This is a genomic window from Advenella sp. FME57, from assembly GCF_014897675.1.
Classification (GTDB): Bacteria; Pseudomonadota; Gammaproteobacteria; order Burkholderiales; family Burkholderiaceae_B; genus Advenella.
The window spans coordinates 52,209-65,328 of sequence record NZ_JABUXU010000001.1; the positions used below are offsets into that span (position 1 = coordinate 52,209).

Annotated in this window: 12 protein-coding genes; 5 read left to right on the plus strand and 7 right to left on the minus strand. The window is 54.3% G+C overall.

All coding sequences use genetic code 11. The features are described 5' to 3' along the window. Positions 1 to 26 precede the first annotated feature (26 nt). The 6 genes from INT32_RS00210 to urtA form a co-directional block, all read right to left on the minus strand. Positions 27 to 887 carry an urease accessory protein UreD gene (locus INT32_RS00210; RefSeq protein ID WP_193086734.1) on the minus strand — a complete coding sequence of 287 codons (861 nt, stop codon included), beginning with the start codon at positions 885 to 887 and terminating at the stop codon, positions 27 to 29. A 6-nt stretch (positions 888 to 893) separates the two neighbouring features. Then, a complete protein-coding gene (urtE, locus tag INT32_RS00215; RefSeq protein WP_193086735.1) occupies positions 894 to 1,589 on the minus strand; it encodes an urea ABC transporter ATP-binding subunit UrtE in 696 nt (231 codons plus the stop codon). 16 nt (positions 1,590 to 1,605) lie between these two features. Next, positions 1,606 to 2,454, minus strand: coding sequence for an urea ABC transporter ATP-binding protein UrtD (gene urtD, locus INT32_RS00220; RefSeq protein ID WP_193086736.1), 849 nt, complete (start codon positions 2,452 to 2,454; stop codon positions 1,606 to 1,608). Then, positions 2,451 to 3,599, minus strand: a complete 1,149-nt coding sequence (urtC, locus tag INT32_RS00225; RefSeq protein WP_193086737.1) for an urea ABC transporter permease subunit UrtC — start codon at positions 3,597 to 3,599, stop codon at positions 2,451 to 2,453. Before urtC ends, urtD begins: the two co-directional genes overlap by 4 nt. 5 nt (positions 3,600 to 3,604) lie before the next feature. After that, positions 3,605 to 5,251 carry an urea ABC transporter permease subunit UrtB gene (gene urtB / locus INT32_RS00230; RefSeq protein ID WP_193086738.1) on the minus strand — a complete coding sequence of 549 codons (1,647 nt, stop codon included), beginning with the start codon at positions 5,249 to 5,251 and terminating at the stop codon, positions 3,605 to 3,607. Between the two features lie 66 nt (positions 5,252 to 5,317). Further along, complete coding sequence (urtA, locus tag INT32_RS00235; RefSeq protein ID WP_193086739.1) at positions 5,318 to 6,595, minus strand: urea ABC transporter substrate-binding protein; 1,278 nt, start codon at positions 6,593 to 6,595, stop codon at positions 5,318 to 5,320. A gap of 467 nt (positions 6,596 to 7,062) precedes the next feature. On the opposite strand from urtA, the gene INT32_RS00240 reads away from it, so the two are divergent. Together INT32_RS00240 and INT32_RS00245 are read left to right on the plus strand one after the other, a co-directional pair. Further along, positions 7,063 to 7,785 (plus strand): c-type cytochrome, encoded by a 723-nt coding sequence (locus tag INT32_RS00240; protein WP_193086740.1) that lies wholly within the window; start codon positions 7,063 to 7,065, stop codon positions 7,783 to 7,785. Positions 7,786 to 7,850: 65 nt separating this feature from the next. Beyond that, positions 7,851 to 8,807: a c-type cytochrome gene (locus INT32_RS00245; protein WP_370540157.1), complete on the plus strand. Its 957-nt coding sequence runs from the start codon at positions 7,851 to 7,853 to the stop codon at positions 8,805 to 8,807. Positions 8,808 to 9,000: 193 nt separating this feature from the next. On the opposite strand, the gene INT32_RS00250 is transcribed toward INT32_RS00245, so the two are convergent. Then, positions 9,001 to 9,486, minus strand: coding sequence for a hypothetical protein (locus tag INT32_RS00250; RefSeq protein ID WP_193086741.1), 486 nt, complete (start codon positions 9,484 to 9,486; stop codon positions 9,001 to 9,003). A gap of 260 nt (positions 9,487 to 9,746) precedes the next feature. On the opposite strand from INT32_RS00250, the gene tig reads away from it, so the two are divergent. The 3 genes from tig to clpX all read left to right on the plus strand — a co-directional run bounded on the left by tig (position 9,747) and on the right by clpX (position 13,111). Further along, positions 9,747 to 11,057, plus strand: coding sequence for a trigger factor (gene tig / locus INT32_RS00255; RefSeq protein WP_193086742.1), 1,311 nt, complete (start codon positions 9,747 to 9,749; stop codon positions 11,055 to 11,057). Continuing rightward, on the plus strand, positions 11,057 to 11,713 hold the full coding sequence (gene clpP, locus INT32_RS00260) for an ATP-dependent Clp endopeptidase proteolytic subunit ClpP (RefSeq protein WP_193086743.1): 657 nt from the start codon (positions 11,057 to 11,059) through the stop codon (positions 11,711 to 11,713). The genes tig and clpP overlap by 1 nt, the downstream gene beginning before the upstream one ends. A 90-nt stretch (positions 11,714 to 11,803) precedes the next feature. Next, positions 11,804 to 13,111: an ATP-dependent Clp protease ATP-binding subunit ClpX gene (gene clpX, locus INT32_RS00265; RefSeq protein ID WP_193086744.1), complete on the plus strand. Its 1,308-nt coding sequence runs from the start codon at positions 11,804 to 11,806 to the stop codon at positions 13,109 to 13,111. The last annotated feature ends 9 nt before the right edge of the window (positions 13,112 to 13,120 follow it).

The window sequence follows — 13,120 nt, forward strand, 5'->3', positions numbered from 1 at the left end:
TTTAAATAGTCGGGCCGGTTATTGGATCAGGTGCGCCACAGCCGCAAGGGAATCGCAGCAATGCCCAGATGCAGTGGGCGCAAATGCTGCCAGCACGCGATCATTAATTGTCTGACTGCTTCAGCGTGTGTCCCAAGCAGGCGCACCAGGACCAGGCTGGTGGATGCATCAAGTGAAATCTGGCTGGCGCCTGCGCGCAGCCTGTCGGTCCAAGGTAAGCTCGCGGTAAGCTGCTCCATTTGTTCGGCGCTAATTACGGGACCGACACTCCAGACCGTAGCCATGATCGGAAAGTTGGCCAGTCCTGCGCCACGGTGCCTGATCGGATGCTGTGCATCGACCTGACCTGCTTCAGTCCATATCAGTTTGCCGTCGTAATGTAGAGTGGAATGGATGGTGATCAGGCCAGCCTGCCAGTGTCCCTGTGCGATGACGCTGCCCAGTTGATAGCAATCCCAGCCGATAGCGTGCGCACCGGCGGCAAGTTGGATATGGGTGTCGTTACTGGCGTCAGCCTGTTCAAATATCAAATTTTCCAGTGGCAGCCAGTCCAGGCTTGCGCCGGCTTCCACGCGGATCGTTACGGTCTGGCTTGCGGGTTTACCATTGGCTTTGTACCAGCGTGTTGCCCCGGGCGTGGTCAGTACTGCATGGGCAGCATCATGCACGGTCACATCAATGTTCAGTTCGTCGCCCCCGGCAATACCGGATGGTGGATGTAATATCGTTGCATGGCAAACGGCAGGTCCTTCTGGATAAAGGGGCTTCTGCACCAGCAATGGGCCGGTATGGACATTGCTGGTCAGGGCACTGCGCCCGGACGGTTGGCAAGAAAATGCCAATGCGAGAATTGCAGCCCAGCGTTCGGTTTGGATGACAGCTGACATTTGCGGTTACACACTAATGTGACGTTCAATACCGTCTGCATCAATATTTACGCCTTTTCCCTTGGCAATAATGACGCCGCGGTTCATGACAAGATAGTCGTCGGCAATAAGTTTGACGAAATCCAGATATTGTTCAACAAGAAGCACAGTCATTCCATGATCTGCAACAAGAAATTTGAGCGTTCTGCCGATATGCTGAATAATATTTGGCTGAATGCCCTCGGTGGGCTCGTCCAGGATCAGCAGTCGTGGTTCGCCCATGAGGGCCCGGGCAATCGCCAATTGCTGTTGTTGGCCACCTGACAAATCTCCGCCGTTGCGAAGTTCCATTTCCTTGAGCACTGGAAAGAGCTGGTAAATGAAGGCTGGTATTCCTTTAGGTGTTTTGCGTGATGCTGCGCCGACCAGCAGATTTTCCTTTACGCTCAGTCGGGGAAAAATATCGCGTCCCTGTGGCACATAACCAATGCCCTGGGCGATGCGGTCGGCGGTCCCCATGCGACTGATATCGTTGCCGGCATAGCTGATCTGCCCGTTACGAATGGGTACGACGCCAAGCAGGCTGCGCAGCAGTGTGGTTTTACCCGCGCCGTTACGACCCAGCAGGGCGGTCAGGGCATTTGCTTCTATTTCAAATGAAATATCGCGGAGAATATGGCTGCCGCCATAATACTGATTGACGTTTTGTACGCTGAGCTGCATGGTACGCATTCCTTGATTAGCGGCCGAGATAGGATTCAATGACTTGAGGATCCTGCTGTACTTGCTGCATGGTCCCTTGCGCCAGTACTGTTCCGGCAGCCAGGACGGTGACGGTGCCCTGATCGCCTGCCAGGTTTGAAACAAAGCCCATATCGTGCTCCACCACGACAATGGAGCAGGTGCCACGAATGCGATGGAGTATTTCAGCAAGCTCGGCTGTTTCGCGGTCTGTCATGCCGGCCACTGGTTCGTCTAGCAGCAGTAACGCAGGCTTTTGCATCAGCAGCATACCGATCTCCAGACGTTGTTTCTGGCCGTGCGACAGTTCACCCGCAGCCCGATAGGCAACGCTCTCTAGCTTCATAATGCTCAGTGCATGTTCAATGCGATGGCGCACGTCTGCGGTTATGCGCGCGTTTAATGCGCTGTGCCAGCGACGATCTCCGGCATCGGCCAGATACAGGTTTTCCCATACCGGCTGGCTTTCGAATACCGAGGGCTTCTGGAATTTCCTGCCGATACCCAGTTGCGCGATCTGCGGTTCCTGCATGGTCAGCAAATCCAGCGTTTGGCCAAGATAGACCTGGCCTTCGATAGTCGCGTTGCGATGGCCGCTCTTTCCGGTAATCACGTCCATCAGGGTTGTTTTTCCAGCGCCATTGGGGCCAATAATGCAGCGTAGTTCACCCTCTTTGATGTACAGGGACAAGTCATTGATGGCGCAGAAGGCATCGAATTTGACGGTCAGGTTTTCTACGTACAGCACGACGCCGTGCGTTGTATCGATTTTTCCTGATTCGGCAAAATGGGCCAGATGGGTGATCGTGCCACCGGCGCCGGTAGTGTCAGCGTGGATATCAGTCATACCGCCTCCGAGGCCGGAGCCGCGTTCGAACCAGACGTAAGCGGTTGTTTGCGACGCCGTGAAAACAGCCCGATCAGCCCTTTGGGCATGAACAGGGTCACCACAACAAACAGTCCCCCAAGGACGTAAAGCCAGTATTCCGGCATGAACGCTGTGAAAAACGTTTTTGCACCGTTGACCGTGAATACGCCCAGGATGCTGCCGACCAGCGATCCGCGACCGCCCACGGCTACCCAGATCACCATTTCAATTGAATTGACGGGTGACATTTCACCTGGGTTGATAATACCCACCAGCGGCGCATATAAAGCACCCGCAATCCCGCACAGTAGGGCCGACAACGTCCAGATCGCCAGTTTGTACTGCAATGGATTGAATCCGATGAACATGACGCGACTTTCACTGTCGCGGATCGCAGTTATCACCTTGCCAAACCGGGATTTCATGATCCATTGCACCAGTACAAATACCAAGACGAGCACTGCAAAGCTAATCAGAAAAAGCACTGTACGGGTTTCGGTCGTGCTGATGGAGTAGCCTGCGATGGACTTGAAATCGGTGAAGCCGTTGTTGCCGCCGAATCCGGTCTCGTTGCGAAAGAACAGGAGCATGGCGGCGTAGGTCACCGCCTGTGTCATGATGGACAAGTACACGCCTTTGATGCGCGAACGAAAGGCGAAGTAGCCGAAGATGAACGCGACGATTGCTGGAACCAGCGCCGCCAGAATCAGTACCCAGGCCAGGGTCTGGGTGCCGGCCCAGTACCACGGCAATTGGGTCCAGTTCAGCAGGAACGTAAACGCCGGCAGCCCTGCCGACTCCTGCCCGGGCACGGGTGCTTGCACCAGATACATGCCCATGGCATAGCCTCCCAGGGCAAAATACAGGCCATGCCCCAGGCTGAGAATACCGCAGTAGCCCCAAACGAGATTAAGCGACATTGCCACAATGGCATAGCAAAGCATCTTGCCGACAAGCGTGAGTGCATAGTCGCTGATATGTAGCGTGCTCCCGGGAGCGGCCCATTGCGTACCGAGCAGGGTGACCAGGAATACGCCGATCACCACGGCGCATAGTGTCAGCCAGCCTGTACGCGAGAACAGCGGTGCTCGTTCAGGAATATTCAGTTCGAATGATGTAGTCATGAGCGTTAAGCCTCCGCCGCGCTGCGGCCTTTCTGGGCAAACAGGCCCTGGGGACGTTTTTGAATAAAGGCAACGATCAGCAGCAGGATGACAATCTTCACCAATACCGCTCCCAGCACCGGCTCGCCAAGCTTGCTCAGGACGCCCAGGCCGAAAGCGCCAAGCACGGTACCGATAAGCTGGCCGACGCCGCCGAGCACCACGGCCATAAATGAATCGATCAAATATGCTTGGCCCAGATCGGGGCCGACATTGCCGATTTGCGACAGTGCGACCCCGCCAAGGCCGGCAATGCCGGTTCCCAGCGCAAAGGCGTAAGCATCTACCTTGCGGGTCCGGATGCCTACGCAGGCTGCCATTGTGCGATTCTGGGTACAAGCACGGATGAAAAGCCCCAGGCGGGTACGGTTCAGGACCAGATGCAGGCTAATGACAACTGCAATAGAAAAAGCGAGAATAATGAGCCGGTTGTAGGGAACCGCGAAAGCCGGTAACCACGCAGCAAGCGGTGCAAAAGAGCCGCTCATCCAGATTGGATTGGCCACGTCCACATTCTGCGCGCCAAAGATCAGGCGTACCGTCTGCATCATCAGCAGGCTTACGCCAAAAGTGGCCAGCAGGCTTTCCAGGGGGCGACCGTACAGGTGACGAATAATCAACCATTCGATCAGGATACCCACGGCAGCCGCTGTTAGAAATGCCACGGGTAGCGCCGCAAGCAGGTAGTAGTCGAACCACTCGGGCATCCAGGTCTGAAAGGCGCGCTGCGTCAGATAGGTGGCGTAGGCGCCCAACATGAGAAATTCGCCATGCGCCATATTGATCACGCCGATCAGGCCATAAATCACCGCCAGGCCCAGTGCAGCCAGCACCAGCACACTGCCCAGGCTCAGACCGGTGAAGGCGTTATTGGCAAGGGCCGAATTGCGTTGCCGCGCATCAATATGTGAAAGCGATTCGGAGGCAGCAACAGCGATTGCACTCTGGGGATTATTTTCTTCGGAAATAATGTTGTTCAATACGGTGCGCGCATGAGGCAGGTTGACTGAGGCCAGCGATTGCACGGCCTGCAGTCGCTGCTCGGGCGCTGTGCTGTGATCGGCTGCCGCCGCAAAGGCATGCAGGATATCGAGCTTTTGTTTCAGCGCAGGATCGGTTTCTGCCTTGAGTGCCTGGTCCAGCTGCTGTGCCGACAGACTGTCCGGGCGACTCAGCATATTTTCAATGGCCATTCGGCGGATTGTCTTGTCCTGGGAGAACAGACTCATCGAGGCCAGCGCATTCTGGATCAGTCGGCGCAGCGCATTGTTCAGTATCGGTTGACGGGTCGGCGCCGTTGGAGGCGCGATGCTTTCACCGGTTAAGGGGTCTGTGTAGCCTTGATCGGACTTGATCAGGAGCCGTCCATCGGGCAGGCCCAACACAGTGCCTTGCGATAAGCTTTGCAGTAGCGGACGGGCGACCGCAGGATCGGCGTTCACCAGTTTTTCTATGGCCTCTTTGCGCTCCCCATAGCTGCCGGAAACAAGCACGTTCAGATCGGCCGGTGTCAGCGTGCTCGCATGGGCTGGCGTTACAGACATAAGCAGAACGCCGACAATCATGGCCAGTTTTCCAATCCAATCCTTAACGAGGCAAGGGGTGCGTTTCATGCGGATCTTTCCATTTTTTGCTGTCGGTTGCATGACCGGCCCGCCGGGCCGGGTCATTGTTCGCATTTATTTCACTTCATCGGGTTTTTTTTCATTGCCGGCAATGAACGGGCTCCATGGCTGGGCGCGCACGGGTTTTTCTGTTTGCCAGACAATGTCGAATTGCCCGTCAGGACGGATTTCACCGACCATGACAGGTTTGTATAAATGATGGTTGCTGCCCATTTGAACTTCGAAGCCGTCCGGCGCTGACACTTTCTGACCGATCATGGCCGCGCGAACGGCATCCACGTCAGTCTTGCCCGCTTTTTCAACGGCAGCTTTCCACATTTGCAACCCGACAACGGTCGCTTCCATGGGGTCGTTGGTCAGCGGTTTTTCTGCGCCAGGCAGCTTTTGCGCAGCGGCGTAATCCGCCCATTGTTTTTTGAAGGCCGAATTGGCTGGATTGTCCACGGACATAAAGTAATTCCACGCTGCCAAATGACCAACCAACGGCTTGGTGTCGATGCCGCGCAGCTCCTCTTCGCCCACGGAGAACGCGATGACGGGCGTATCTATTGCCTTGACGCCGGCGTTACCGAGTTCCTTATAGAACGGCACATTGGAGTCGCCATTGATGGTGGAGATGACCGCGGCTTTTCCGCCCGCAGCAAAACGTTTGATATCGTTCACGATGGTCTGGTAATCGCTGTGACCGAAGGGAGTGTAGACTTCCTGTATGTCACTATCGGCAACGCCCTTGCTATGCAGGAAACCGCGCAGAATTTTATTGGTGGTGCGCGGATAGACGTAGTCTGTCCCGAGCAGGAAAAATCGCTTGTAGCCGCCGCCTTCTTCGCTCATCAAATATTCAACGGCAGGAATGGCCTGTTGGTTAGGCGCCGCGCCGGTATAGAAAATATTGCGCGACATTTCTTCGCCTTCATACTGAACCGGGTAGAACAGCAGGCCGTTCAGTTCTTCAAAGACCGGCAGCACCGACTTGCGCGAGACCGATGTCCAGCAACCGAAAACCGCTGCTACTTTTTCCTGGCTGAGCAATTCACGCGCTTTTTCTGCGAACAGCGGCCAGTTGGAAGCGGGGTCCACGATGACGGCCTCTACCTTGCGACCAAGAATGCCGCCTTCCTTGTTGATCGCGTCGATTTGCATTAGCGCGACATTTTTCAGCACAGTTTCGGAAATAGCCATCGTGCCGGACAGCGAATGCAGTATGCCGATCTTGATCGGCGGTTTGGATGGATCAATCTGACCCTGGGCCCAACTGCTGCTGAGCGCGCCAGAGCCAAATGCAAGTGCAAGACTGCACACCATGGTTTTAAGAACATTGCGACGTTTCATTTATCAGCTCCGGGATGAGTAAAGGCAAATTGCATGTGTGAGTAGCGATAGAGCTAAAGCAATAGTCGTGCCAGCAAACAGATCTCGTTGCTGCGGTGGGTCGAGCAACTCAAGCGGGAGCTAGCCTTACCCGCTTGCGCGCCCCGGCAGGGAGACGCATTAAGGGAGCAGTGGGACAGCACATCGAGGGAGCATCAACGGGAATAAAAAGGTGCGCAAGGCGTTACCATTCATGAATGGTGATTTGAATTGGCTTGTGTTGATTCGATATTGGTGCGTTCGATACCAAAGGCGGTCGTCGATGCATGATGTCGGTGCGTCAATGCGCCGTGATGGTCCGTGTGAATTTGTGATACCTGGACATGCCTGCTTTACCCCGACCAGTCGATTCTATAAAATTACTAAAAAATATATACTAATAAGTAATAGATATATGAATTCAGTAGCATTATGGTTAGGAGTAGAAGATGAACAGAAATCGAAAAAAGCGTAGCGGAATATCCGCTGCAGCAATCGTGAGCGCTTGTAGCGTACTTTGGCTGCCCACAGAAATTGCGTCTGCCGGTGATATCGCGCAGGGTAAAAGTATTGCAGCCAACGGCATTACCGGCCAGGCGCCCTGTATGGCCTGCCATGGCGCAAATGGCGAGGGCATGGCAGCTGCAGGGTTTCCCTTTCTTGCCGGTTTGCCGGCCGTGTACCTTGAAGCCCAGCTTGTGGATTTTGCCCAAGGCAAGCGCAAGCAGGCTGTGATGGAGCCGATTGCCAAGGCCTTGAGCGCCGAGCAAAAAAAGGCCGTTGCTGTCTGGTATGCGTCCCTCAAGCCGGTAATCGATCCGGCCCACGCGGTGCAACTGCAGGACAGCTATCCCAAAGGCAAGATGGGCGCCTGGCTGGCGCAGCGCGGTGACTGGTCGCGCGGGCTGCCGGCCTGTGTACAGTGCCATGGTCCGGGCGGCGTCGGTGTTGCGCCCACGTTCCCTGCTTTGGCGGGCCAGTCTGCCATGTACATCAAAAACCAATTGCTGGCCTGGAAAACGGGTACGCGCGCCGATGACGCGCATGGTCTGATGGCGCATCTGGCACGCAAACTGACAGATGAGGAGATCGACGGCGTCAGTGCCTATTTCGGAAACGATATTGGCGCTGCTGCTGCCAGCGCGACGACAGCACAAGCAGGGGGGCAATAATGAACCGTCTTTTATTCCTTCGCACGACGCATTTTGTGGCCATGACAACAGTTATTTGCCTGATCATGCCTGTTGGTTCCGTGGCAGCGCCCGCGGATTCTGGCCAGCCTGCAGACGGTCATGCAACGACAGCCGCTGCTCCAAGGCAAGCCAATGCAGCCATCTCGGCCGATACCACGGGATTTTCGCCACCGGCGGCCGATGCAATACCTGATAACGAGTTCGGCGAGGTTGTCAGAAAAGGGCAGGACTATTTTTTACATACTTCCCGTTTGTTGCCGCAGTACACGGGCAATTCGCTCAATTGCGTCAATTGCCATATTGATGCGGGGCGACGCGCCGACTCGGCACCCATGTGGGGCGCTTATGTCCTATATCCTGCGTATCGCAAGAAAAACGGCCATGTCAATACGCTGGCCGAAAGACTGCAGGGCTGTTTTCAGTACAGCATGAATGGCAAGGCGCCAGCGGCCGATTCCGAGGCGATTGTCGCCCTCTCATCCTATATGTACTGGCTTGCCAGCAAAGCCCCAACCGGGGTCAAGCTTGCAGGGCAGGGCTATAAGCGCCTGCCTGCGCCTGCGCAGCCAATGGATCTTGATCGCGGCAAAGCGGTGTACGCAGCGCAGTGCGCTGTTTGCCATGGCGCCAACGGGCAAGGGCGCAAGACGGCAGGCGTGACCGTGTTTCCTGCCTTGTGGGGCGACGACTCGTTCAACTGGGGAGCGGGAATGCATCAGATGCCCAATGCGGCTGCGTTCATAAAAGCCAATATGCCGCTGGGAAAAGACAATACCCTGACCGATCAGCAGGCGTGGGATGTGGCCTATTTCATGAATTCGCACGAGCGACCACAGGATCCGCGGTTTACCGGCAACGTGCAGGAAACGCGCGAGCGGTTCCACTCAGCGGATGACAACCTGTACGGCCGTACAATCAATGGCGTGGTGCTGGGCGCCCAATCGGTGCCCTCTGGCGGACGGTTGCGCGGCCGGGATCAGGCGGCAGCGGCAGGTAAGTAAAGCAGAGGCGCGCAATGCTGGGTCGGAAGATGCAGGGGCGCCAGCCTTCAGGCTGCGTGTCCCCGCCTTTGTGTTGAATCAAAATCAAACACACATGAAAAAAGGTTCACGGGATAAACCGTGAACCTTTTTTGTGCCGCCATGGCTGTGTGGCTGAGTCTCAGTTGCTGAGCACAGGCGGTGGCCTGGCGGATTATTTCCGGGATTTGCCGAGTTTGAAGAGCAAGTAATCGAACACAAAACCGGAAAATGCGGCAATCGTTGCCACTGATGCCCAGGATGTATCGCTTAGCACGCTCTGGAAGGCAAAAACATAGGCTGCGGTACCAAAGATCATGCCGAATACAGCACGGATGACCAGATAGGCCCAGTTTTCATCGTCGAGCTTGCAATTGCGCTCGGCGCGGGAAAAGCGAATATGTTCGTGGTCCAGAACGCAGGTGGCGACAGACAGCATCGAGCCGATAGCGCCAAAAAACATAGCCGAAAAACTGACAGACCAGGTAATCAGCGCGGTGAAAAGCCCGAAAATAATCAGGCCGATGACAAAGCCGCCATTACTGAACAATGATTTGCCAGGCGATTTGCCGGCAGGAGTGTCGTCAGGGGCGGCCTGCGAAGGCTCGGACGGATGGGTGCCATGACGGTCATTGTCAGGCTCATGAATAGGGTCGGACATCGTAAACTCCTTCGATATACTGAAATAACAGACCAAATGCAGATGGCGCAGTCGCGCTCGTCTTACTAAAGCTTACTAAATTACACCAGTTTAGTTTTGCATTCGGGCAAACGGGTAATCGGATAAAATAAAAATATACCAAAAAGTGGGGCTCATGGTGCCCATAATTTTTTCAAACGCCGGCCGCGAAGCATGTTTTTTTCGATTTTTGGGTAGAATACGAGGTTATTCTTAAATTATTTCATAAGTAAGGTCCACGAATGCAGCCAACGGTTGAAACTCTAGAAGGTCTGGAACGTAAGGTTAATCTGGTAATTTCCATTGACGACGTTGAAAAAGAAGTCAAAACCCAACTTTCCCGCGTTGCCCGCACCGCCAAAGTGCAGGGTTTTCGTCCCGGGAAAGCACCCGTTTCCGTCATTGAGCGCAGTCACGGCCCTGGCGTTCGTTACGACGTGATCAATCAGAAAGTTGGTCAGTTGTTTGACGAAGCCATTCGTGAAGCCAAACTGCGTGTTGCCGGTGCACCTTCCATTGAGCCCACGGAAGAAAACGCTACAGATGGTCAGTTAAGCTTTGCTGCAAAATTTGAAGTTTATCCGGAAGTGTCTGTTCCTGATCTGGATGCGCTCGAAGTTACGCGCTTTAATGCAGAGGTTGGCGAGCAGGAAGTGAACAATACCATCGACATTCTGCGCAAGCAGCGTGCCACGTTCAGCGCCGACGCCGAACGCGCTGCCGAAAAAGACGACCGTGTAACGGTTGATTTCGTCGGCAAGATCGACGGCGTAGAGTTCGAGGGCGGCAAGGCGGAAGACTTCCCGTTCCAATTGGGCCAGGGCCGTATGCTGCCCGAGTTCGAAGAGGCTGCAAGCGGCTTGAAAGCCGGTGAAAGCAAAGCATTCTCACTTACTTTTCCAGAAGACTATCCTGGTAAGGAAGTTGCCGGCAAGACAGCCGAGTTCACGATCACTGTAAAGGAAGTGGCCGTACCGGTACTGCCGGAAGTCGATAGCGAATTTGCCAAATCGCTGGGTCAGCCGGAAGGCGATACCGAGAAACTGCTGTCTGAAGTGCGCAGCAACATTGAGCGCGAAGTCAAAAACCGCACCCAGGCCCGCACCAAAAACAGCGTCATGGATGCGTTGGCAAAATCTGCCAGCTTCGATGTGCCCAAATCATTGGTTGACAATGATGTGCAAAGTCGCATTGTGGCCGCCCGTGAAGATCTCAAGCAACGTGGTATGCCCAACGCCGACACGATGGATATTCCTGCCGATGCGTTTAAGTCCGACTCCGAGCGCCGTGTTCGACTGGGTCTGATCGTGGCCGAATTGGTCGACAGCGCCAAACTGCAGGTCACGCCTGAGCAGGTTCGTACGCGTATTGAAGAGTTCGCACAGAACTACGAAAAACCCGAACAGGTGGTCACGTATTATCTGACCGACCGTGAGCGTCGTGCAGAAATTGAATCCGTAGTCCTTGAAGATAACGTTGTTGACCATATCTTATCAAAAGCCAAGGTTACTGAAGAAAAAGTGCCGTTTGAAGAATTAATGGGAACTGTATAATGAATCGTTTTACCGACTTTTACGCGTCTGTCCACGGAGACGAGTCTGTGCGCCCCTCGGCGCTGGGCTATATTCCAATGGTTATTGAACAATCCGGGCGCGGAGAGCGGTCTTACGACATATATTCGCGCCTGCTCAAGGAGCGGGTTGTCTTTCTGGTCGGCCAGGTAAACGACCAGACAGCCAATCTTATCGTTGCGCAGATGCTGTTCCTTGAGTCGGAAAATCCGGACAAGGACATTTCCCTGTATATTAATTCACCAGGCGGTGCGGTATATGCCGGTCTGGGCATTTACGACACCATGCAGTTCATCAAACCCGATGTGTCAACGATGTGTACCGGGTTCGCTGCCAGCATGGGCGCCTTCCTGCTCAGTTCGGGCGCCAAGGGCAAACGCTTCAGCCTGCCCAATTCACGTATCATGATTCACCAGCCGCTGGGTGGCGCGCAAGGCCAGGCTTCCGACATTGAAATTCAGGCCAAGGAAATTCTGAGTTTGCGCGAGCGACTCAATCAGATTCTTGCAAAGAACACCGGCCAGCCTATTGATCGCATCCGCGAGCATACCGAACGCGATAATTATATGGCGGCCGAAGACGCCCAGACTTACGGATTAATTGACAAAGTTCTGGCTACGCGGGCAGACGTTGCATAGTATTTGATATACTGTTTTCAAAGGTTTCGTGCAGGTCGACCTTTTAACGAAGGTCGACCTGCTTTTTATCAGATTAATCAAATTACAGATATGGCAGATAAACCAAGTTCTACCGACGGCAAAAACCTGCATTGCTCGTTCTGCAACAAGCACCAGAACGAGGTCAAGAAGCTGATCTCGGGCCCTGGGAATATATTCATTTGTGATGAGTGTATCGAGCTGTGCAACGAAATCATTCATGACAGTGCCCAGGACGAAGCTCGTGAGGCCATCAAGACAGAGTTGCCTTCGCCTGCCGAAATCAAGTCGTTTCTCGACCAGTACGTCATTGGTCAGGATCAGCCCAAGCGCAATCTGGCAGTAGCGGTATACAACCACTACAAGCGCATACGCCACAGCGACCTGAACAAGAAAGATGATATCGAACTTGCCAAAAGCAATATCTTGCTGATCGGGCCTACCGGATCGGGCAAGACGCTGCTTGCACAGACACTGGCCCGCATGCTGGACGTCCCGTTCGTCATGGCAGATGCCACGACATTGACCGAAGCCGGTTATGTTGGCGAAGACGTTGAAAATATCGTGCAAAAGCTGCTGCAAAATTGTAATTATGATGTCGACAAGGCACAGCGCGCTATTGTTTACATTGACGAAATCGACAAAATTTCACGCAAGTCCGATAACCCGTCCATTACGCGGGATGTATCAGGAGAAGGCGTGCAGCAGGCTCTGCTCAAGCTGATCGAAGGAACGGTTGCTTCGGTGCCACCGCAAGGCGGGCGCAAACACCCGAACCAGGATTTCGTACAGGTTGATACCACCAATATCCTGTTCATTGTCGGTGGTGCGTTTGATGGCCTGGATAAGGTCATTCGTAATCGTACTGAAAAATCCGGTATCGGCTTTGGCGCGTCAGTGCAGGGTAAATCTGCCAAGGGCATCGGTGAGGTCTTTTCCGAAGTCGAGCCTGAAGATATCATCAAGTTTGGCCTGATTCCAGAGCTGGTGGGACGCTTGCCGGTTGTCGCCACATTGGAAGAGCTGGATGAAGCTGCACTTGTTACGATTCTGACTGAACCGAAGAACGCGCTGATCAAGCAATACCAGAAGCTGTTTGCCATGGAAGAAGTGGAGCTCGAAGTGCGTCCTGCCGCATTGTTAGCCATTGCCTACCGGGCACTGCAACGCAAAACCGGTGCGCGCGGGCTTCGTTCCATTCTAGAGGCATCGCTCATGGATACCATGTTTGACCTGCCATCCCAGAGCAATGTAGTGAAAGTAGTGCTGGACGAATCTGCCATTGAAGGATCCGGATCTCCCATGCTGGTTTTCGCTGAAGACAAAGAAAACACAGCTTCGGAGAATAAAGAGAAAAAGCTCAAAGATGCTGCTGCCTGACGGGGTCAG

Bases quoted from the DNA above. Each gene is read 5' to 3' on its own strand.
- INT32_RS00210 (WP_193086734.1), bottom strand. From the start codon at position 887: ATGTCAGCTGTCATCCAAACCGAACGCTGGGCTGCAATTCTCGCATTG.
- urtE (WP_193086735.1), bottom strand. From the start codon at position 1,589: ATGCAGCTCAGCGTACAAAACGTCAATCAGTATTATGGCGGCAGCCAT.
- urtD (WP_193086736.1), bottom strand. From the start codon at position 2,454: ATGACTGATATCCACGCTGACACTACCGGCGCCGGTGGCACGATCACC.
- urtC (WP_193086737.1), bottom strand. From the start codon at position 3,599: ATGACTACATCATTCGAACTGAATATTCCTGAACGAGCACCGCTGTTC.
- urtB (WP_193086738.1), bottom strand. From the start codon at position 5,251: ATGAAACGCACCCCTTGCCTCGTTAAGGATTGGATTGGAAAACTGGCC.
- urtA (WP_193086739.1), bottom strand. From the start codon at position 6,595: ATGAAACGTCGCAATGTTCTTAAAACCATGGTGTGCAGTCTTGCACTT.
- INT32_RS00240 (WP_193086740.1), top strand. From the start codon at position 7,063: ATGAACAGAAATCGAAAAAAGCGTAGCGGAATATCCGCTGCAGCAATC.
- INT32_RS00245 (WP_370540157.1), top strand. From the start codon at position 7,851: ATGCCTGTTGGTTCCGTGGCAGCGCCCGCGGATTCTGGCCAGCCTGCA.
- INT32_RS00250 (WP_193086741.1), bottom strand. From the start codon at position 9,486: ATGTCCGACCCTATTCATGAGCCTGACAATGACCGTCATGGCACCCAT.
- tig (WP_193086742.1), top strand. From the start codon at position 9,747: ATGCAGCCAACGGTTGAAACTCTAGAAGGTCTGGAACGTAAGGTTAAT.
- clpP (WP_193086743.1), top strand. From the start codon at position 11,057: ATGAATCGTTTTACCGACTTTTACGCGTCTGTCCACGGAGACGAGTCT.
- clpX (WP_193086744.1), top strand. From the start codon at position 11,804: ATGGCAGATAAACCAAGTTCTACCGACGGCAAAAACCTGCATTGCTCG.